The sequence below is a fragment of the Mesorhizobium sp. B2-9-1 genome, assembly GCF_006439455.1.
In the GTDB taxonomy this organism is placed as follows: Bacteria; Pseudomonadota; Alphaproteobacteria; order Rhizobiales; family Rhizobiaceae; genus Mesorhizobium.
The window spans coordinates 63,061-80,335 of sequence record NZ_VFTP01000011.1; the positions used below are offsets into that span (position 1 = coordinate 63,061).

General features: G+C 64.7%; 19 protein-coding genes. 4 read left to right on the forward strand and 15 right to left on the reverse strand.

Translation table 11 applies throughout. The features are described 5' to 3' along the window. Positions 1-7 precede the first annotated feature (7 nt). From FJW05_RS19135 to FJW05_RS19155, 5 genes are all read right to left on the reverse strand, one after another. Positions 8-736: a suppressor of fused domain protein gene (locus FJW05_RS19135; RefSeq protein ID WP_181165001.1), complete on the reverse strand. Its 729-nt coding sequence runs from the start codon at positions 734-736 to the stop codon at positions 8-10. A 43-nt stretch (positions 737-779) separates the two neighbouring features. Then, positions 780-2,615: a succinate dehydrogenase flavoprotein subunit gene (sdhA, locus tag FJW05_RS19140; RefSeq protein ID WP_140634836.1), complete on the reverse strand. Its 1,836-nt coding sequence runs from the start codon at positions 2,613-2,615 to the stop codon at positions 780-782. A gap of 4 nt (positions 2,616-2,619) precedes the next feature. Next, positions 2,620-3,015, reverse strand: a complete 396-nt coding sequence (gene sdhD / locus FJW05_RS19145) for a succinate dehydrogenase, hydrophobic membrane anchor protein (protein ID WP_140545484.1) — start codon at positions 3,013-3,015, stop codon at positions 2,620-2,622. After that, positions 3,015-3,437, reverse strand: coding sequence for a succinate dehydrogenase, cytochrome b556 subunit (gene sdhC / locus FJW05_RS19150; RefSeq protein ID WP_140545485.1), 423 nt, complete (start codon positions 3,435-3,437; stop codon positions 3,015-3,017). The genes sdhD and sdhC overlap by 1 nt, the downstream gene beginning before the upstream one ends. A 293-nt stretch (positions 3,438-3,730) precedes the next feature. Then, positions 3,731-4,282: a hypothetical protein gene (locus tag FJW05_RS19155; protein ID WP_246673528.1), complete on the reverse strand. Its 552-nt coding sequence runs from the start codon at positions 4,280-4,282 to the stop codon at positions 3,731-3,733. A gap of 341 nt (positions 4,283-4,623) precedes the next feature. On the opposite strand from FJW05_RS19155, the gene FJW05_RS19160 reads away from it, so the two are divergent. After that, on the forward strand, positions 4,624-4,965 hold the full coding sequence (locus FJW05_RS19160; RefSeq protein WP_140634838.1) for a hypothetical protein: 342 nt from the start codon (positions 4,624-4,626) through the stop codon (positions 4,963-4,965). On the opposite strand, the gene FJW05_RS19165 is transcribed toward FJW05_RS19160, so the two are convergent. Then, positions 4,949-6,151, reverse strand: a complete 1,203-nt coding sequence (locus FJW05_RS19165) for a GGDEF domain-containing protein (RefSeq protein WP_140634840.1) — start codon at positions 6,149-6,151, stop codon at positions 4,949-4,951. The genes FJW05_RS19160 and FJW05_RS19165 overlap by 17 nt on opposite strands. A 388-nt stretch (positions 6,152-6,539) precedes the next feature. Then, positions 6,540-7,736 carry a GGDEF domain-containing protein gene (locus FJW05_RS19170; RefSeq protein ID WP_140634842.1) on the reverse strand — a complete coding sequence of 399 codons (1,197 nt, stop codon included), beginning with the start codon at positions 7,734-7,736 and terminating at the stop codon, positions 6,540-6,542. A 160-nt stretch (positions 7,737-7,896) separates the two neighbouring features. Between FJW05_RS19170 and FJW05_RS19175 the strand changes: the two genes are divergently transcribed. After that, positions 7,897-8,202 carry a hypothetical protein gene (locus tag FJW05_RS19175; RefSeq protein ID WP_140545492.1) on the forward strand — a complete coding sequence of 102 codons (306 nt, stop codon included), beginning with the start codon at positions 7,897-7,899 and terminating at the stop codon, positions 8,200-8,202. A 66-nt stretch (positions 8,203-8,268) separates the two neighbouring features. Here the strand turns inward: FJW05_RS19175 and leuC are convergent, their stop codons facing one another. From leuC to rplS, 6 genes are all read right to left on the reverse strand, one after another. Beyond that, positions 8,269-9,678: a 3-isopropylmalate dehydratase large subunit gene (gene leuC, locus FJW05_RS19180; protein ID WP_140634844.1), complete on the reverse strand. Its 1,410-nt coding sequence runs from the start codon at positions 9,676-9,678 to the stop codon at positions 8,269-8,271. A 394-nt stretch (positions 9,679-10,072) separates the two neighbouring features. Next, entirely contained in the window at positions 10,073-10,723 is a 651-nt protein-coding gene (locus FJW05_RS19190) for a class I SAM-dependent methyltransferase (RefSeq protein ID WP_140634846.1), read from the reverse strand. Positions 10,724-10,781: 58 nt separating this feature from the next. Then, positions 10,782-11,588, reverse strand: a complete 807-nt coding sequence (locus FJW05_RS19195) for an amino acid ABC transporter permease (protein WP_181165002.1) — start codon at positions 11,586-11,588, stop codon at positions 10,782-10,784. A gap of 261 nt (positions 11,589-11,849) precedes the next feature. Beyond that, on the reverse strand, positions 11,850-12,647 hold the full coding sequence (locus FJW05_RS19205) for a transporter substrate-binding domain-containing protein (protein ID WP_140634849.1): 798 nt from the start codon (positions 12,645-12,647) through the stop codon (positions 11,850-11,852). Positions 12,648-12,817: 170 nt separating this feature from the next. Then, a complete protein-coding gene (locus FJW05_RS19210; RefSeq protein ID WP_181165003.1) occupies positions 12,818-12,988 on the reverse strand; it encodes a hypothetical protein in 171 nt (56 codons plus the stop codon). Positions 12,989-13,289: 301 nt separating this feature from the next. Beyond that, positions 13,290-13,811, reverse strand: a complete 522-nt coding sequence (gene rplS / locus FJW05_RS19215) for a 50S ribosomal protein L19 (RefSeq protein WP_095769549.1) — start codon at positions 13,809-13,811, stop codon at positions 13,290-13,292. A 356-nt stretch (positions 13,812-14,167) separates the two neighbouring features. Here rplS and FJW05_RS19220 point away from each other — a divergent pair, with 356 nt between their 5' ends. Beyond that, entirely contained in the window at positions 14,168-14,920 is a 753-nt protein-coding gene (locus tag FJW05_RS19220) for a sulfite exporter TauE/SafE family protein (RefSeq protein ID WP_140547008.1), read from the forward strand. On the opposite strand, the gene trmD is transcribed toward FJW05_RS19220, so the two are convergent. Both trmD and rimM read right to left on the reverse strand, forming a co-directional pair. Continuing rightward, positions 14,902-15,603: a tRNA (guanosine(37)-N1)-methyltransferase TrmD gene (gene trmD / locus FJW05_RS19225; protein WP_140634851.1), complete on the reverse strand. Its 702-nt coding sequence runs from the start codon at positions 15,601-15,603 to the stop codon at positions 14,902-14,904. The genes FJW05_RS19220 and trmD overlap by 19 nt on opposite strands. After that, complete coding sequence (gene rimM / locus FJW05_RS19230; protein ID WP_140634853.1) at positions 15,600-16,199, reverse strand: ribosome maturation factor RimM; 600 nt, start codon at positions 16,197-16,199, stop codon at positions 15,600-15,602. Before rimM ends, trmD begins: the two co-directional genes overlap by 4 nt. Positions 16,200-16,298: 99 nt before the next feature. Here rimM and FJW05_RS19235 point away from each other — a divergent pair, with 99 nt between their 5' ends. Beyond that, positions 16,299-17,237, forward strand: coding sequence for a tyrosine recombinase XerC (locus FJW05_RS19235; protein ID WP_140634855.1), 939 nt, complete (start codon positions 16,299-16,301; stop codon positions 17,235-17,237). Positions 17,238-17,275: the final 38 nt, after the last annotated feature.

Below are 17,275 nucleotides of genomic sequence, written 5' to 3' on the forward strand. Positions count from 1 at the left end.
ATCGTCATCAGAAGAGCCCTAGGTAGCGCTTCTTCTTGACGATACTTGGTCTGCCTGCATCCAACACGTCGGAAACACCTGCGCTGTCGAGTGCAATAATCAGAGCCTTAACACCCTTATTCAGCTTCAGCGTCATCTCATCTGCGTGAAGCGGGACGACCGCGAAGAAATTAATCTTAGTGCCGTCGACCGCACGGAGGACATCTCTCCCTTCGGGCCAACTCGGTGGACGGAGAAGAATTACGCCGGACATTTTGGTGTTGTCGGCGTAAGGCTCCGGCGGACTGCCTTGTGACGCAACAGTATGCGAACTCCATATCCAGCTTCCATAGTCGTGAGGCATTCGGGCGAGCGACTTCATCAAACGGATGGGCCAGTATTTATTCGGATCAGCGAGTTGATTTTCAGAGATCATTCCGTTTTCCCCAGCAGCAAACCATGTCGCCGGCAGCATAAAAACTAGTTCGGCTCGTTCGAAATCCTGGCGGGGGTGGAGATTGTCTGGGGCATTCATCGGGAGGTCGCTCATCCCGCTCGTTACAAGAGTCCAGTTATTTTTAATATCGTTTGGTGGAAACACGAGTAGATCAAGATGTACTTTATCAGAGATGATTTCGTGGAAAACGCCTGCTTGTTCGCCCAGGAATTCTCCAAGAGATTCTTGGATTTCTTCCAGGTAGACGGCGACATCTGTCGGGCCTCGAAACTCCGTTCTCGCACCAGTGTAGTCGTACACTGAAGTTCCGTCGGGTAATTTCGACCGCTTTATCATTGCCGCGTCAGTACACCCGCGCCTTCGGCGCGATCTTGGCCACGCTGATGCCGCCGTCCTTCTCCGCCAGCAGCGGCTCGGTATGCACCGGCCTGTAGGTCAGCGTCACCTTGCCGTCTTCGCTCAGATGCGCCAGCGTATGCTTGCGCCAATTGGCGTCGTCGCGCGCCGAGAAATCCTCACGCGCATGCGCGCCGCGGCTCTCCTTGCGCGCCTCGGCGCCGTAAACCGTGGTGATGGCGTTGGCCATCAGGTTTTCCAGCTCCAGCGTCTCGACGAGGTCGGAATTCCAGATCATCGAGCGATCGGTGACCTTGATGTCCTTGAGCTCGCCCCAGAGTTCCGAAATGCGCCTGCAGCCGTTCTCCAGCGATTCCTGCGTGCGGAACACGGCGGCGTCTTCCTGCATGGCGCGCTGCATTTTCTCGCGCAGCACGGCCGTCGGCGTCGAGCCGTTGGCGTGGCGCAGCCTGTCGAAGCGCTCCATGATCTTCTCGACCGAGGCGGCGTTGGGCGACGGGATCGCCGACTTGCGGTCGATCACATGGCCGGCGCGGATCGCCGCCGCGCGGCCGAACACGACGAGGTCGATCAGCGAGTTGGAGCCGAGCCGGTTGGCGCCGTGCACCGAGGCGCAGCCGGCCTCGCCCACCGCCATCAGGCCGGGCGACACGCGGTCCGGATTGTCGAAGGTCGGATTGAGCACCTCGCCCCAGTAGTTGGTCGGCACGCCGCCCATATTGTAGTGCACCGTCGGCAGCACCGGGATCGGCTCCTTGGTGAGGTCGACGCCGGCGAAGATCTTGGCCGACTCGGAAATGCCGGGCAGCCGCTCGTGCAGCACGGCCGGGTCAAGATGGTCGAGATGCAGGAAGATGTGGTCCTTGTTCTTGCCGACGCCGCGGCCCTCGCGGATCTCCAGCGTCATGCAGCGCGAGACGACGTCGCGCGAGGCGAGGTCCTTGGCCGACGGCGCGTAGCGCTCCATGAAGCGCTCGCCCTCGGAATTGACGAGATAGCCGCCTTCGCCGCGCGCACCCTCGGTGATCAGGCAGCCGGCGCCGTAGATGCCGGTCGGATGGAACTGCACGAACTCCATGTCCTGCAGCGGCAGCCCGGCCCTGGCGGCCATGCCGCCGCCGTCGCCGGTGCAGGTATGCGCCGAGGTGGCGGAGAAATAGGTCCGCCCATAGCCGCCGGTCGCCAGCACCACCATCTTGGCCGAGAAGCGATGAATGGTGCCGTCGTCGAGGTTCCAGGCCACGACGCCGGTGCAGGTGCCATCCGGCTCCATGATCAGGTCGAGCGCGAAATATTCGATGAAGAACTGCGCGTTGTTCTTAAGCGACTGGCCGTAGAGCGTGTGCAGGATGGCGTGGCCGGTGCGGTCGGCGGCCGCACAGGTGCGCTGCACCGGCGGACCGTCGCCATAGTTCATCATATGCCCGCCGAACGGCCGCTGGTAGATCTTGCCTTCCTCGGTGCGTGAGAACGGCACGCCATAATGCTCGAGCTCGTAGACGGCGGCCGGCGCCTCGCGCACCATGTATTCCATGGCGTCGACATCGCCCAGCCAGTCCGAGCCCTTGACGGTGTCGTACATGTGCCACTGCCAGGAGTCCGGCCCCATGTTCGACAGCGAGGCGGCGATGCCGCCCTGCGCGGCGACGGTGTGAGAGCGCGTCGGGAAAACCTTGGTGATGCAGGCGGTGCGCAGCCCCTGCTCGGCCATGCCGAGCGTAGCGCGCAGGCCGGCGCCGCCGGCGCCGACGATGACGACGTCGAATTTGTGGTCGACAAAGGTATAGGCGGAAGCCGCGTTGGCGGTGTTTGCATTGGCCAAGACGTCAGCCTCCGAATGCGAGTTTGAGCAGGGCGAACAGCGAAGCGACGCCGACTGCCACCGCGAAGAAGGTGTTGAGAGCGATCAGCGCCAGCCTCATGCCTTCGCCATGCACGTAATCCTCTATGATGGCCTGCATGCCGAGCCGCATGTGGTAGAGGCCGGAGATCAGCACCAGCGTCAGCACCAGCGCCACGAAGGGATTGGCGAGCGCCGCCCGCACTTCCGTGTAGCCGTGGCCGTTGACCGCGATCAGGAAGCCGACGAAGAACAGGATGAGCGGTATGTTGGCGATCGCCGTCAGCCGCTGGCGCCAGAAATGCTGCGTGCCCTCGCGCGCCGAGCCCAGGCCCCGCACTCTCGCCAGCGGCGTGCGCATGTCCGAATTGTTCGCGCTCATCACAAAGCTCCCCGCGCCATGTAGCCGGCGATCCAGATCAGCAGCGTCAGCACGATCGAGCCGGCGAGCGTCGCCCAGGCGATCCTGGACGCGGTGTGTTTTTCCAGTCCCGCGCCGGTGTCCCAGACGAGGTGGCGCAGCCCGCCCAGCATATGGTGCATCAGCGCCCAGGTGTAGCCGAACAGAACCAGCCGGCCGAGCCAGGAGCCGAAGGCCCAGTTGACCCAGTCGAATGCGGCCTGCGAGCTCGAAGCGGCAATCAGCCAGGCTGCCACCAGCAGCGTCCCGAAATAGAGCGCGCCGCCGGTGATGCGATGGATGATCGACATCGTCATCGTGATCGGCGGCCGGTAGATCGTCAGATGCGGCGAGAGCGGCCGTTCACGTCTGGCAACTGCGCGGGTGGCTGGTGATTTGCTCATGGCTCCCCCAGTTCGGCATCCTGAATGCCACGATGGGAATGCGGCGTTTGCCGCCCCCATTTATGGCATCGGACAGCCGGTTTCTAATGCTCTTTTTGCACCGCGTCAAAGCCGGAAAATCGTTTTGGAAACATCATTTAGTCTGACAAATTGAGGGCCGCGCGCTTCAATCGATTAGCGGCTGTTTTGAAGCCGGCGCAGCGTTCGCTGCAGCGCAGCAATCAGATGACCGACGCGGCGGCCGGCCGCGTCGGGTTCCGGGCGGGCCGGCCTCACCCGAATATCGTCGCACCTCAGCGCCTGCAAGTCTGCGGGGTGGATCCCCTCTTCATCACCAGCGCCTCGCGTCCGTCGATCACGATTGCGTCATGGGTCGCTGCTTCCTGGTAGCGGCTGCTCTGGTTGGCGGGCGAGGCCGCGAACTCTTCGGCCGTGCCATCGGGCCGCATGACGCGCAATGCGTTGCCCAGATTCTGGATGGTGATCATGCCGCCGTTGCCGCATCTGTAGCTGGCCGTGCCGACGCCGGAACGCGGCACGGTAAGGTCGGTGACGATCCTGGTTGCGGGCGCAGGCGTTGCAGGCGCCTTCGCCGTCGCAGATGCCGGCGCCGTTGTGGCTGCCGGGGCCGTTGCAGGTATGGCGGGCGTTGCAGCTGCCGGCGCCGTCGCGGGTGCGGCGGATTGCGGGGAAGGAGCAGGCGAGGCGGCGGGCGCCGCGGCATTCGCCACCTTCGGCACGCCGTCCTGCGGCACGCAGGCCGCCGCCGCCAGAAGCAGCGGGATGGCGATCGACACTCGAACCGTGCGGCCAAAGCTCATGCGCTGCCCTTTCGTGCGCGGCACGCTACAGCAATTCCAGGAAAAGTGTGAACGGTTGGGTTCGGCGCCTTCGCCGTGGTCTTCCGTCCGGAATTGCGTCGAAACAAAGAGATAGGCGGTTGCCCTTTCCGTGAGACGGTGGACCGCTGTAGCCATGCGGCGCCGCAAGATCAAGTTGACCCTGGGTCAGCCCGGCTATCCAGACCGCGCCCGTCGCCGGGAAGCCCGATCCTCGAAAATTAACCATGTTCTTTAAGAACCGGCGCGGAAAGCCTCCCGCCTCTTAACAAAGGTTAAGAAAAAGTTAATTTCCGATTCGAACCGGATTCCAGGCGCGATCTGCGCGCCGACCAAGGGAGAGCGACATGCGTTCGAATTCAGTGCGGATAGGCCTCGCGGCCGCAACGCTGGCGGCGCTGGCGATCGCCGCGCCGGCCGAGGCCGGCTTGCGCCATCACGACCGAGTCTATGCCGATTCCTTCGGCAATCTCGTCATCGACAGCGCCGCCGGCTACAAGCGCATCGTCGTCGGCGAAGGCAAGCTCGCGAAAAAACTTTCCGAATACACCGGCACCGGCCAGCCGGATGTCGCCTATGACGATGCGGACGAGCCCGGCTGCTACCAGCCGCCGGTGCTGGTCAAGGGCCGTTCCTATATGTACGGGCTTTCCGACGGCGAGATGCCCAATCTCAGCCCTTGCCGTTGAAGATAGCCGGCGTGTGGCGCCGCGCCGACACGCCTGACACGCGCACGCAGTCGCGGCCGGCATTCTTGGCATGGTAGAGCGCGGCGTCGGCGCGCCGCAAAAGATCGGCAAAACCCTCGTTGTCGGCAAGCTCGGCCACGCCGAAGCTTGCGCTGCAGCGATGGTCGGCAGGTAACCCGTCGATCGGCAGGGCGCCGAACGCGTTGCGGGCGCCTTCGGCAAACAGCCGCGCCGCGGCGAGATTGGTGCCCGGCAGGATGATGGCGAATTCCTCGCCGCCGATACGGCCGGCGACATGGTGTTCGGCGGCGGCTTCGCGCAGGAATCCGGCGAAGGTCTCGATCACGCGGTCGCCGCAGGCATGACCGTAGCTGTCGTTGATGCTCTTGAAATAGTCGAGATCGGCGATCACCAGCGCCACCGGCACGCCGCGCCGAACGGCATCCCGCATGGCAAGGTCGGCATGGCGTTCGAAGCCGCCGCGGTTGAACAGACGCGACAAAGCGTCGGTTTCCGATTTCGAGGTCGCCTCGGCCAGCGCGTCGCGCACCAGCACGGCCAAGGCAAGCAGCGCCAGCGCCAGCCCGAACACGGTGCCGAGCGATTGCGACACCAGCGCATAGCTGGTTTGCACATAGGCCTGCGGGTTGGCGCCCCAGCCGCCCAGCGCTCCCGCGATGAGCGGCTTGGAGGCAAACTGCACGGCGCTGGCGCCAAGCACCAGCGCCAGCACATGGTCGAGCCGCGCGAGCCTTTGCCGGGAGGACAGCACGATGCCGAGCGCGACGAACTGCATGGCGGCGTAAGGAAGCTGGTAGGCCATCATGCGCGTCAGCGAGTGGCGCGGCAGGTCCTGCACCAGATAGACGGCGACCGAGGTGACGACGAGGAAGCACAGCATCGTCGCCCAGGGTGGCCGCACGCCGTATTTATGGGCCAGTCCGCCATTGAATGCGATGGTTGCGCCGAGGAACACGGCAAAGGCGGCAACCACCGGCAGCCGCGCGTCCGCGAAGGCGGGGATGCTGAATTCGATGGCGAAATAGGCCATGCCGAGCAGATAGCTGAAGGCAAGCCAACGCGCCGATACGCGTCCGCTGTCATGGACGGCAATCGCCATGAACGCCGCCGACAGCAGACCGGCGACGAGCAGGTTGATCATCAGGATGAAGTCGGCGCTGCCCATATTTGCTCCTTGACCGAAAGCAAATCATCGACCGGCGAAAATCACGTTAACGCCAGCCATGGCGGAAGGGCCACGGACCGTTGCGATTGGCTCAAAGGCCCCATCCGGTCGTCAGGGCATTTGGAACGCCGCTTAGAGGTCAATGGCAATCGCCTGGTTCCGCGATTGGCCCAGCCATCCCTCCGATCGTCATCCATGGGCGAAGCAAGGAGCGAAGCGACGCGCGCAGACCCGAAGGATCCATTCCGTTACTTTCGAGAGCCGCTCACGGTGCAGAATTCTGCTCCGCTGCATTCTTCGGCGAAGGTCACGGAATGGATCCTCGGGTCTGCGCTCCGCTTCGCGTCGCTCCGCCCGTGGATGACGAAGGCGCGGGTGTCCACTTGTGTCACCCGGCTGCGAGCCGCTCGGCAACGAAGGCGGTCTCGGGCCGCTCGTAAGAGAGACGCACGCTGTCGCGGCCGTTCTTCTTGGCCTTGTAGAGCGCCTCGTCGGCGCGCCGCATCAACGGCATCAGCCCTTCCCTGCCGGTGCGGGCGGCAACGCCGAAGCTTGCGGTGACCCTCGTGTCGGGCGGCAGGCCGTCGACCGCGCCAGCCGAATAGAAGGAACGGATCGCTTCGGCGAAGAGCCTTGCCGACGCCAGGTCGCTCAGCGGCAAAAGCACGGCGAACTCTTCGCCGCCGATGCGGCCGGCGGCCCCGCGCGCGCCGGTGGCGGAACGCAGCTTGGCGGCGAAGTCGGCAATCACCCGGTCGCCTGCCTCATGGCCGTGCTGGTCGTTCAGCGCCTTGAAGTGATCGAGATCGGCAAGCACCAGCGCGACGGGAAATCCGGCCTTGCCGCACTGGTCGAGCAACAAGGTCGCCCGCTCCTCGAAGCCGCGGCGATTGAGGATGCCCGAGAGCGGGTCGGTATGGGTCTCGTCCTTCAACGCCCTCATCACATCGAGCGCCGCCGCCGTGAACAGGCAAAGCGCGATCAGCAGCGACAACAGCGCGTGCGAAAGCAGCGCGGTCGTCCAGTAGGACGATCCGTAGAAGCCGTCATAGCTGGGGAACGGCCCGTGCGCAATGACGACGACCAGTGTGCGGGCGATGAAGTTCAGCCCCGAAAGCAGTGACAGTGCCAACAGGATTTTCTCGGTTGGGCCGTTGTTGCGCACCGTTCTCAGTTCCGCGCCGACCAGCAGGCTGAGTGCGCCGAAGCCGAAATTCATCGCAAGCACGCGCCAGGTGAGATCCGGCTGGACGAACATGAACCAGATGAAGGCGGCGAGCCCGCCGCCGGTCACCATGCCGATGCCGACATAGGGCACGCGCCGCCCGTAGCGCGCGATGATCGCGCTGGAGAGGCAGCAGGCCGCGATCGTGAAGCAGACGTTGGAAACGAGCTTGGTCAGCGCCACGCCGACCGGAAGCGTGAAATATTGCAGCAGGAAGCCCGGTGCCGACAGGCAGTAGCTCGCGCCGAGCGCGGCCAGATACGGGCGATGGCGCTGATAGCACCACAGCACGAGGAACGCAGCGCCGAGCGCCAGCGCTATCGTCGGATTGAGCAGCGCTATGAGCAGACCGGTGTCCAAAGGACTGCGACTTTCCCCAACTTACCCAGGGGGAGATACTAGGACGCAAGCCCAAACAAGCGGTTAAGCCTCGATGATACGTCGCATGCCGCGCGGAACCCGCCTGCCGGAGCGGCGTTGTCCGGCCAGGACAGGAGATGCCAGACGGGAGACGATCGAGATGGCCGGCACGATCACTTTGACGAACCACGATGAAATCCGCTCCTGGGCGGCGGCGCGCGCCGGCTTCCCGGCCATCGTTGACGTCTCGCCCGAGGCCGGAACGCAGCCCATGCTGCGGCTGGTGTTCGGGCAACAGGCCTATGAAGACACCGACCGACCGGAACGTCCGATCAACACCGGCGGCTACGAGCTCGTGGAATGGGATGAGTGGTTCAGGATCTTCGACGAGCGGCAGCTGGCCTTGGTCGTCGCCGCCGACGAGCCCGGCCGGCGCGAGGAATTTCACGAGATCATCCGCAGGTAGATAGCCGAAAAGTGAAAGGCCGGGACGTCCTGTCCGGGCCTTTGTTGAGAGACGCAGCCGGGGCGCCTATTTCCAGTCGCGGATATCGACGAAATGACCGGCGATCGCGGCGGCAGCCGCCATGGCCGGCGACACCAGGTGGGTGCGGCCCTTGAAGCCCTGCCGGCCCTCGAAATTACGGTTCGAGGTCGAGGCGCAGCGCTCATGCGGCTTCAGCCGGTCGTCGTTCATGGCCAGGCACATCGAGCAGCCCGGTTCGCGCCAGTCGAAGCCGGCGGCGACGAAGATCTTGTCGAGGCCTTCGGCTTCCGCCTGTTCCTTGACCAGGCCGGAGCCGGGCACGATCATGGCGTTGACGCGCGGGCTGACCTTCTTGCCCTCGACCACTTTGGCTGCGGCGCGCAAGTCCTCGATGCGGCCATTGGTGCAGGAGCCGATGAAGACGCGGTCGAGTTCGATGTCGGTGATCTTGGTTCCGGGCGTCAGCCCCATATAGTCGAGCGCGCGGATCTTCGAGGTGCGCTTGTTCTCGTCCGCGATCGCTTGCGGATCGGGGACGATACCTTGCACCGAGACGACGTCCTCGGGCGAAGAACCCCAGGAGACGATCGGCGGCAGCTTCTGCGCGTCGAGCACCACGACCTTGTCGAAATGCGCGCCCTCGTCGGACTGCAGCGTCTTCCAATAGGCGAGCGCGGCATCCCAGTCAGCGCCCTTCGGGGCGCGCGGCTTGTCCTTGACATAGGCAAAGGTCGTCTCGTCCGGCGCGATCAGGCCGGCGCGGGCGCCGCCCTCGATCGACATGTTGCAGATCGTCATGCGGCCTTCCATCGACAGCGAGCGGATCGCCTCGCCGGCATATTCGATGACGTAACCGGTGCCGCCGGCGGTGCCGATCTCGCCGATGATGGCGAGGATGATGTCCTTGGCGGTGACGCCTTCCGGCAACTGGCCGTCGACGCGCACCAGCATGTTCTTGGCTTTGCGCTGGATCAGCGTTTGGGTGGCGAGCACATGCTCGACCTCGGACGTGCCGATGCCATGCGCAAGCGCGCCGAACGCGCCATGCGTGGAGGTATGGCTGTCGCCGCAGACGATGGTCATGCCCGGCAGCGTGAAGCCCTGCTCGGGCCCGATGATGTGGACGATGCCCTGGCGGATATCGTTTTCGGAATAATAGTCGATGCCGAAATCCTTGGCGTTCCTGGCCAGCGCCTCGACCTGGATGCGGCTTTCCTCGTTCTTGATGCCGAACTTGCGCTCGGGCGAGGTCGGCACGTTATGGTCGACCACGGCCAGCGTCTTTTCCGGATGCCGGACTTTTCTGCCGCTCATGCGCAGGCCTTCGAAGGCCTGCGGGCTGGTGACCTCGTGCACGAGGTGGCGGTCGATATAGAGCAGGCAGGTGCCGTCGTCCTGGCGGTCGACCGTGTGGTCGTCGAAGATCTTGTCGTAGAGGGTGCGCGGTGCGCTCATGTGCGTAAATCCGTCGATATGAGAATGGGAAAAGGACGCCGGCAATCCGGCGCGACGACTGCGATCGGTCGGTTCAGCGAAGTCGGCTGGTGAGCGCGCCACAGACGCGCGCGGAGAAACGCGACGGCAGGCGCTTTCTGTCCTGCAGCACGAAACCCTTATAGGCCGGATCGCTGAAAAGCTTTTCCATGGCGCGGTAAATAGCAATGTTTTGGCTTTTCGGCAATCAGCGCGACTTCCCCTTCTCCTCTTGTGGGAGAAGGTGGATCGGCGCGCAGCGCCGAGACGGATGAGGGGTGTTCCAGCGAAGTGAGGCGTCGGCATTCCCTGGAACACCCTCATCCGGCCGCTTCGCGGCCACCTTCTCCCACAAGGGGAGAAGGCAAGCTGGCGCTCAAACCACCTCGAACACAAACGTCTTCACCAGCGCCGCCGGGTCGCCGATGGCATAGCAGCGGAACCACGGACTTTCCTCGACCAGCCGCCATTTGCCCGCCTGCCTCAGCTCGTCGAACACCGCCTGAAAACCGCCGCTCTCGAAAACCTGGTCGCGCACGGTGAAGATGGCGTGGCCGCCGCTCTTGGTGATGCGCACCAGTTCATGCAGTCCCGAAGCCGGCGCATGGCCGATGGTGAAGACGCCGGTCGAGAAGAAGGCGCGGAAATGCCGGTCGGGCCAGGGCAGCTGGCCGCCGAGCATCGCTTTCTTCAGCTCGCTATAGGCCGGCCTGCCACTGGCATGGCGGCTGCCGGCGATCTTCAGCATGTCATCGGAGAGGTCGAGCCCGGCGATGTCGCCATAGCCCAGAGCCTTCAGCGACGGCCCCGACAGGCCCGTGCCGCAGCCGGCGTCGAGCAGCGGACCTTCGCTCGTCGGCACGTGCCGCGCCACCCAGGCGGTGATGAGGAAAGGCAGAAGATAGCCGAGCGAGGCGGTCTCGCTGTCATAGGTCGCGGCCCATTCGGCATAGGCCTTGGCGAGCCCTTCCGGCGAGTCGGCCGAATAGACGGAATCCAGCGCCGCATTGGCCTTGTCGAAATTCATAGGGCTTGTCCTCCGCGATGGTGAGCTGAAGGATCGTAGCGCGCCCCGAGGCAGCCGGCTATTCCTGATACTGGCGACGCAGCCGCTGTTCCAGCCCCCGCAGCGCCAGCGACAGGCCGACGGTTAGGATCAGGTAGATATAGGCGACGATCGAATAGGTCTCGAAGAAGCGGAAGGAGCCCGCGGCATAGACCTTGCCCATCTGGGTGATGTCGGCGACGCCGAGCACCGAGACCAGCGAGGAATCCTTGACCATGGCGACGAAGTCGTTGCCGAGCGGCGGCAGGATGGTGCGGATCGCCTGCGGGAAGACGATGAGCCGGAAACGCTGGACTCGGCTGAGCCCGAGCGCCTTAGCCGCCTCGATCTGGCCCTTCTCGACCGATTGGATGCCGGCGCGGAACACTTCCGAGATGAAGGCCGAGTAGCCGATGGTCAAAGCCATGATGGCGCGCCAGAGCAGCGAGACGTCGCGCACCAGCAACTCGCCCATCAGGCCGGCGCCCTGCAGCGGCGCGGTCAGCGCATTCCAGGCGGCGACGAAGGCCGGCGCGCCGGCAAAGGCGATCCAGAACAGCAGCACCAGGATCGGCACGCCGCGGATGATCTCGACATAGAAGCGCGCGGTCTGGCGCAGCCACTGCGATCCCGACAGCGCCATCAGCGCGATGCCAAGCCCGAAGGCGGAGGCTAAAGCGAAAGCGACCGCGGTGACGAAGATGGTGATGCCGATGCCCTTGGCGACTGTGGCGAAGACTTGCGCATAGAGGTCGCTGGAAGCGATGGCGATGGCGGCGGCCAAGGCAAGGCTGGCCGCGGCCGCCAGCCACCAGGGGAATTCGGGTTTGGATGTGGGCGTCGGCATCAGGCGATGCCATCGCGGCCGTTTTTGCGATAGCAGCGCTCTACGAGACCCCCCTCTGTCCTGCCGGACATCTCCCCCTCAAGGGGGGAGATTGGCTGCTTCGGCCTCGCCGTCCATCCTGCAGCGTTGGGGATTAGCGAAAGCCGGCGCGACGTCCGATCTCCCCCCTTGAGGGGGAGATGCCCGGCAGGGCAGAGAGGGGGGCCTTGGCGCAATGTCAGCGCAATTTCCTGCAAACTCTCTGCGCGCCACAAGATGAGCTCACTGCCCCATCTTGTAGTCGAGGAACCATTTCTTGTTGAGCTTGTCGATCGTGCCGTCGGCCTTGAGCGAAGCGATGGCGGCATTGACCGGCTTCACCAGCTCCGAGCCCTTCGGGAAGATGAACCCAAAATCCTCGGTACCGAGCGGTCCGCCGATCAGCTTGAGCTTGCCTTCGGAGGCATCGACATAGCCCTGGCCGGCGGTGCCGTCGGTGAGCACCACGTCGACGTCGCCGGATTTCAGCGCCTGCACGGTCGCGCCGAACGTCTCGAACAGCTTTATCCGCGGGTTCTGCTCGTTGCCGTCGAGCACGCTGTAGACGGCGGTGTAGAAGGGCGTGGTGCCCGGCTGGGCGCCGATCAGCCCGTCCTTGAAGGCGCCGAAGCTCTTGGCGTCGGTGAAGCGGTTCTCGTCGCCGCGCACCAGCATGAACTGCTCCGAGCGCATATAGGGATCGGAGAAGTCGACCTTCTCCTTGCGGTCGTCCTTGATGGTGATGCCGGTCATGCCGATATTGTACTGGTTGTCGGAAACCGCCTGGATCATCGCGTCCCAGGAGGTGTTCTGGTACTCGACCTTGAAATTCAGCCGCTTGGCGATCTCGTCCATGGCGTCATATTCCCAGCCGATCTGCTTGCCTGTCTTCTTGTCGATGAACTGCAGCGGCGGATAGGCGTTTTCCGTCACCACCACGACCTTTTTGCCGCCGAGATCGGGCAGCGTATCGGCGAGCGCCGCGACAGGCGCGAGAAGGCACGCCATCATGGCGGCCAGCAGCAGTTTCGACTTGGTCATGACAAACTCCCCGAATGTGATTTGGCCGCACGATGTTCGCGCGCCAAGAGAAAACCGCGCCGACTTTAGCTTGCCGCAGGCGCCTTGCAAGCCGGCCCGCGCTGCCGGGGCTCGCCAATGTGAATTCCAATGCTCTTCAGCGATGATTTCGGGGACGGCGATTGCGGCGATCAGTCCTGATCGGCCGTGGCTTCGCGCAATCCGGCGACCAGTCGTGTCAGCGGGCCGTGCAGTGCTTTCAGCTCGGCGCGTTCCAGCGGCATGTTGCAGGCAAGCCCTTCCTGCACGTTGGCGGGAAAGAGGGAGGTGTGAAAGGAACGCTGACCTATTACCTTCGTCATTCCAGGGCGGAGCAAGGAGCGAAGCGACGCGCGTAGACCTTGGAATCCATTCCGTGAGATAAGAGCGATACTGCGGTGCAGACCTATCCTCTCAGGAAAGTTCGACGGAGTTCCATTCTCTACCGCCGCATCGCTCGCGAAGGTAACGGCAAGATTCCAGGGTCTGCGCTCCGCTTCGCGTCGCTCCGCCCCAGAATGACGAAACCGCGAAGGCTTCGATCAAATTCCGAACGCTTGCGATATCTGCACAACGAAAAAAGGCGGCTGAAGCCGCCTTTCCAGAACCTGTCTCGCAAAAACCTTATTCGGCCGAAGCGGCCTCGGCGGCGGCCTTCTTCTCGGCGGCTTCCTTGGCGGCCGTCTCGGCTGCCAGCGCCTGGGCGGCGGCGACCTTCTCGGCCTCGATCCGGGCGCGCTCGGCGTTCAGCGCGTCGCGCTCTTCATCGTTCAGCTTGCGGGCGCGCACGCCGGTGTTTTCCGAAATGCGGGCCGACTTGCCGCGACGGTCGCGCAGATAATAGAGCTTGGCGCGGCGAACCTTGCCGCGGCGCACGATCTCGACGCCCTCGACCATCGGCGAGTAGACCGGGAAAACGCGCTCCACGCCTTCGCCGTAGGAAATCTTGCGTACCGTGAAATTCTCCTGGAAGCCCGAGCCGGCGCGGGCGATGACGACACCCTCATAGGCCTGGACGCGGGTGCGGGTGCCTTCGGTGACACGCACCTGGACGCGCACGGTGTCGCCCGGCTGAAATTCGGGCAGCTTGCGCTTGGCTTCGATCTTGGCGGCCTGTTCGGCCTCGAGCTGGCGGATGAGATCCATCTCAAATATCCACTTCTTGTTCTTCCGACAGTCAGAGCGTCCTGCGCTCGCCTTGCAGTTCCAATGACCGCTCGGCTATGCCCTTTGTCCCCAAATTTGTATCGGGACATCGGGCAGGGACGACTACACCGCACTTGTTGACGGGTCCGAAAGATTGTTCTTCCGGTTCGGGCGGGCACATACAGCCATTTTGCCACTTTGTCACGCCCTAATGCATGTCGCCCGGAAGTGCGCGCGGTTCCGGGACCACGACATGCATCAAAACAAGGGCGTTGCGGCATATTTTGCGCCCATGGCCCACATTTACTGCGGCCGTGCCGGGTTGCGCGCGGCTTGCAAGCTTCCTAAGCGGGGAAATGACTTTCTTCGATGCCGCCTTGCTCTTTCTCTCAGGCTTTGTCTCCGGCGCGGTCAATGCCGTCGCCGGCGGCGGCACCTTCGTCACCTTCGGCGCCATGACGCTGGTCGGCCTGCCGCCGATCGTCGCCAATGCTACCTCCTCGGTGACGCAGTTTCCCGGCTATATCACCTCGACGCTCGCCTATCTCGACGACATCAGGCATTTCTGGCGCCAGGCGCTGCTGCTCTGCGTCATCTCCGCCCTCGGCGCGCTGGCCGGCTCGCTGATCCTGCTTGCGCTCTCCAACCCGTCCTTCCGCGCGCTGGTGCCCTGGCTGCTGATCGCCGCGACCGCGCTGTTCGCCGCCGGGCCATGGTTGAAACCAGCCCCGAAGCCCGGCGCCGAGGCCAAGGTCGGCTCATTCGCCGGATCGCTCGCCCAGTTCGCGACCTCCGTCTATGGCGGCTTCTTCGGCGCCGGCATGGGCGTCATGATGCTGGCGACGCTCGGCCTGACGCAGGCCGGCGACTACCACCGGCTCAACGCGCTGAAGAACATGCTGGCCGTGGTCATCGCAGCCATCGCCATCCTGGTCTTCGTTTCGGGCGGTGTCGTCGCCTGGCCGCAGGCGATCGTCATGATCCCTGGCGGCGCGCTCGGCGGCTATGCAGGCGTCTGGATCGCCAAGCGCGTGCCGCAGGGCGTCGTGCGCGGCTTCGTCGTCGCCGTCGGCCTGTTTCTGGCCTTCTATTATTTCACCAAGGGCTGAGCAGCCCTCAGCAGATCCGGCCGCCGCTCCCGCGTCAGTTTCTCGGCCTCCGCGCGACGCCATTCGGCAATCTTCTTGTGGTTGCCGGAAATCAGCACGTCTGGGATCGGCCTGCCTTCGAACTCCTGCGGACGCGTGTAGTGGGGATGCTCGAGCAGGCCGTTCTCGAAACTTTCTTCCTCGCCGGACACGGCATTGCCCATGACGCCCGGCAGCAGCCGCACCACGGCATCGAGCAGCACAAGTGCTGCCGGCTCGCCGCCCGACAGGATGAAATCGCCGACCGAGACCTCCTCCAGCCCCCGCGCCTCGATCAGCCGCTGGTCGACGCCTTCGAAGCGGCCGCACAGGATGACCGCGCCCGGGCTGGCGGCCAGCGCGCGCACGCGGGCCTGCGTCAGCGGTTTGCCGCGCGGGCTCATCAGCAGCCTTGGACGCTTATCGCCGGGCGGCGAGGCGTGGTCTATGGCCTTGGCCAGCACGTCGGCGCGCATCACCATGCCGGCGCCGCCGCCGGCCGGCGTGTCGTCGACGGTGCGGTGCTTGTCGGTGGCGAAATCGCGGATCTGGATCGCTTCGAGCGACCAAGTTCCGGCCTCCAGCGCGCGGCCGGCCAGCGACAGGCCGAGCGCGCCCGGAAACATCTCCGGATAGAGCGTCAGCACCGAGGCGGCAAAGCTCACCGGTTGCCCCCGGCATCCTTCGGTCCGCGCGGCCGACCCTTCGGGTCAAAGCCGGCATCCCTGGGCGCTTCGTCGCCTTCTTCGTCTTCGACCAGCCCCGCCGCCTGAGGGTTGACCTCAACGAATCCGTCGGCGATCGAGACATGCGGCACCGCGGCCTGCGTGAACGGAATCAGCACGCCCTTGCGACCGGCAAGCGTGACGTCGAGTATGTCGCCGCCACCGAAATTATGCACCGCGACGACCTTGCCGATGACGCCCGTATCATCCCTGACATCGAGGCCGATGAGATCGGCGTGATAGAACTCGTCCTCCTCGCCCTCGTCGGGCAGCACCGAGCGGTCGACGAAAAGCTCGGTGCCGGCCAGCGCCTCGGCGGCATTGCGGTCGCCGACGCCTTTGAAACGCACGACCACCACAGTCCCGGCCGGCCTGATATCGGTGATCTGGAAGGCGCGGCCGTCCTTGGCATAAAGCGGGCCGTAATCGGCCAGCGCCAGCGGGTCTCCGGTGAAGGTTTTCACCCGCAATTCGCCCTTGATGCCGTGCGCGGCGCCGATGACGGCCATCTGTACGGGGTTTTCGAGCTTCGACATCGGCGGCGCTTCCTTTGCTCCTGCTCTAACGCCGTCAAGCCGCCATTTCAATGACGGCCTCTTCACCGCTTCCTAACCCGCATGCCCGAAACTGCCGCCATGCAGGAATTCCTCATCCCGTCAAAACCCGACCTTCAGGCGGCCCGCGAGACCTGGCTGAAGACGCTGGCGCATGAGCGCCGCTTGTCGCCGGAAACGGTCGAGGCCTATGAGCGCGACACCCGCCAATTCCTGCATTTCTTGACCGGCCATTGCGGCGGCGCGCCGGGTATCTCCGACATTGCCGACCTGCGGCCGGCCGATTTGCGCGGCTTCCTCGCCGCGCGGCGCAACACCGGCGCTGGCGCCCGCACGCTGGGGCGCGGCCTTGCCGGCATCCGCTCGCTGCTGCGCTTTCTCGAAAAACGCGGTCTGGTCAACGCGGCGGGCGCCGCAGCCCTGCGCGCGCCGCGCCAGCCGAAATCGCTGCCCAAGCCGCTGACGGCAAGCGACGCCAGACAGGTCGTGGCGATGGAGGGCCAACTGGCGGAAGAGCCGTGGATCGCCGCGCGTAACGCCGCCGTGCTGACGCTGCTCTACGGCTCCGGCCTGCGCATCTCCGAGGCGCTGGGCCTGACCGGCGCCGACCTGGCGACGGAAGCCGACAGCGTGCTGCGCGTCACCGGCAAGGGCGGCAAGACGCGGCTGGTGCCTGTGCTGCCGGTAGCCCGCAAGGCGGTTGCCGAATACCGCCGGCTCTGCCCTTTCCATATTGGTTCCGACGGCCCGCTGTTCCGTGGCGCCCGTGGCGGCTTGCTCAACCCGGCCATCGTCCAGCGCGAAATGGCGAAGCTGCGCTCGGCGCTCAACCTGCCCGACACCGCGACGCCGCACGCCCTGCGGCATTCCTTCGCCACCCACCTGCTCGGCCGCGGCGGCGACCTGCGCACCATCCAGGAACTGCTCGGCCACGCCAGCCTTTCGACCACCCAGATCTACACCGGCGTCGACACCGCAAGGCTGCTCGACATCTACGAGAAGGCGCATCCAAGGGCGTGAAGCCGCTGGGGTGGCGCGAAGCCCCGCGGCTTCGTCAT

Excerpts from the sequence above, each read along its gene's own strand:
- leuC (WP_140634844.1), bottom strand. The coding sequence starts at position 9,678 with ATGAGCGCACCGCGCACCCTCTACGACAAGATCTTCGACGACCACACG.
- FJW05_RS19220 (WP_140547008.1), top strand. The coding sequence starts at position 14,168 with ATGACTTTCTTCGATGCCGCCTTGCTCTTTCTCTCAGGCTTTGTCTCC.
- FJW05_RS19235 (WP_140634855.1), top strand. The coding sequence starts at position 16,299 with ATGCAGGAATTCCTCATCCCGTCAAAACCCGACCTTCAGGCGGCCCGC.
- sdhD (WP_140545484.1), bottom strand. The coding sequence starts at position 3,015 with ATGAGCGCGAACAATTCGGACATGCGCACGCCGCTGGCGAGAGTGCGG.
- FJW05_RS19205 (WP_140634849.1), bottom strand. The coding sequence starts at position 12,647 with ATGACCAAGTCGAAACTGCTGCTGGCCGCCATGATGGCGTGCCTTCTC.
- FJW05_RS19160 (WP_140634838.1), top strand. The coding sequence starts at position 4,624 with ATGCGTTCGAATTCAGTGCGGATAGGCCTCGCGGCCGCAACGCTGGCG.
- FJW05_RS19175 (WP_140545492.1), top strand. The coding sequence starts at position 7,897 with ATGGCCGGCACGATCACTTTGACGAACCACGATGAAATCCGCTCCTGG.
- FJW05_RS19210 (WP_181165003.1), bottom strand. The coding sequence starts at position 12,988 with ATGACGAAGGTAATAGGTCAGCGTTCCTTTCACACCTCCCTCTTTCCC.
- rimM (WP_140634853.1), bottom strand. The coding sequence starts at position 16,199 with ATGTCGAAGCTCGAAAACCCCGTACAGATGGCCGTCATCGGCGCCGCG.
- FJW05_RS19190 (WP_140634846.1), bottom strand. The coding sequence starts at position 10,723 with ATGAATTTCGACAAGGCCAATGCGGCGCTGGATTCCGTCTATTCGGCC.
- FJW05_RS19165 (WP_140634840.1), bottom strand. The coding sequence starts at position 6,151 with ATGGGCAGCGCCGACTTCATCCTGATGATCAACCTGCTCGTCGCCGGT.
- rplS (WP_095769549.1), bottom strand. The coding sequence starts at position 13,811 with ATGGATCTCATCCGCCAGCTCGAGGCCGAACAGGCCGCCAAGATCGAA.
- sdhC (WP_140545485.1), bottom strand. The coding sequence starts at position 3,437 with ATGAGCAAATCACCAGCCACCCGCGCAGTTGCCAGACGTGAACGGCCG.
- FJW05_RS19195 (WP_181165002.1), bottom strand. The coding sequence starts at position 11,588 with ATGCCGACGCCCACATCCAAACCCGAATTCCCCTGGTGGCTGGCGGCC.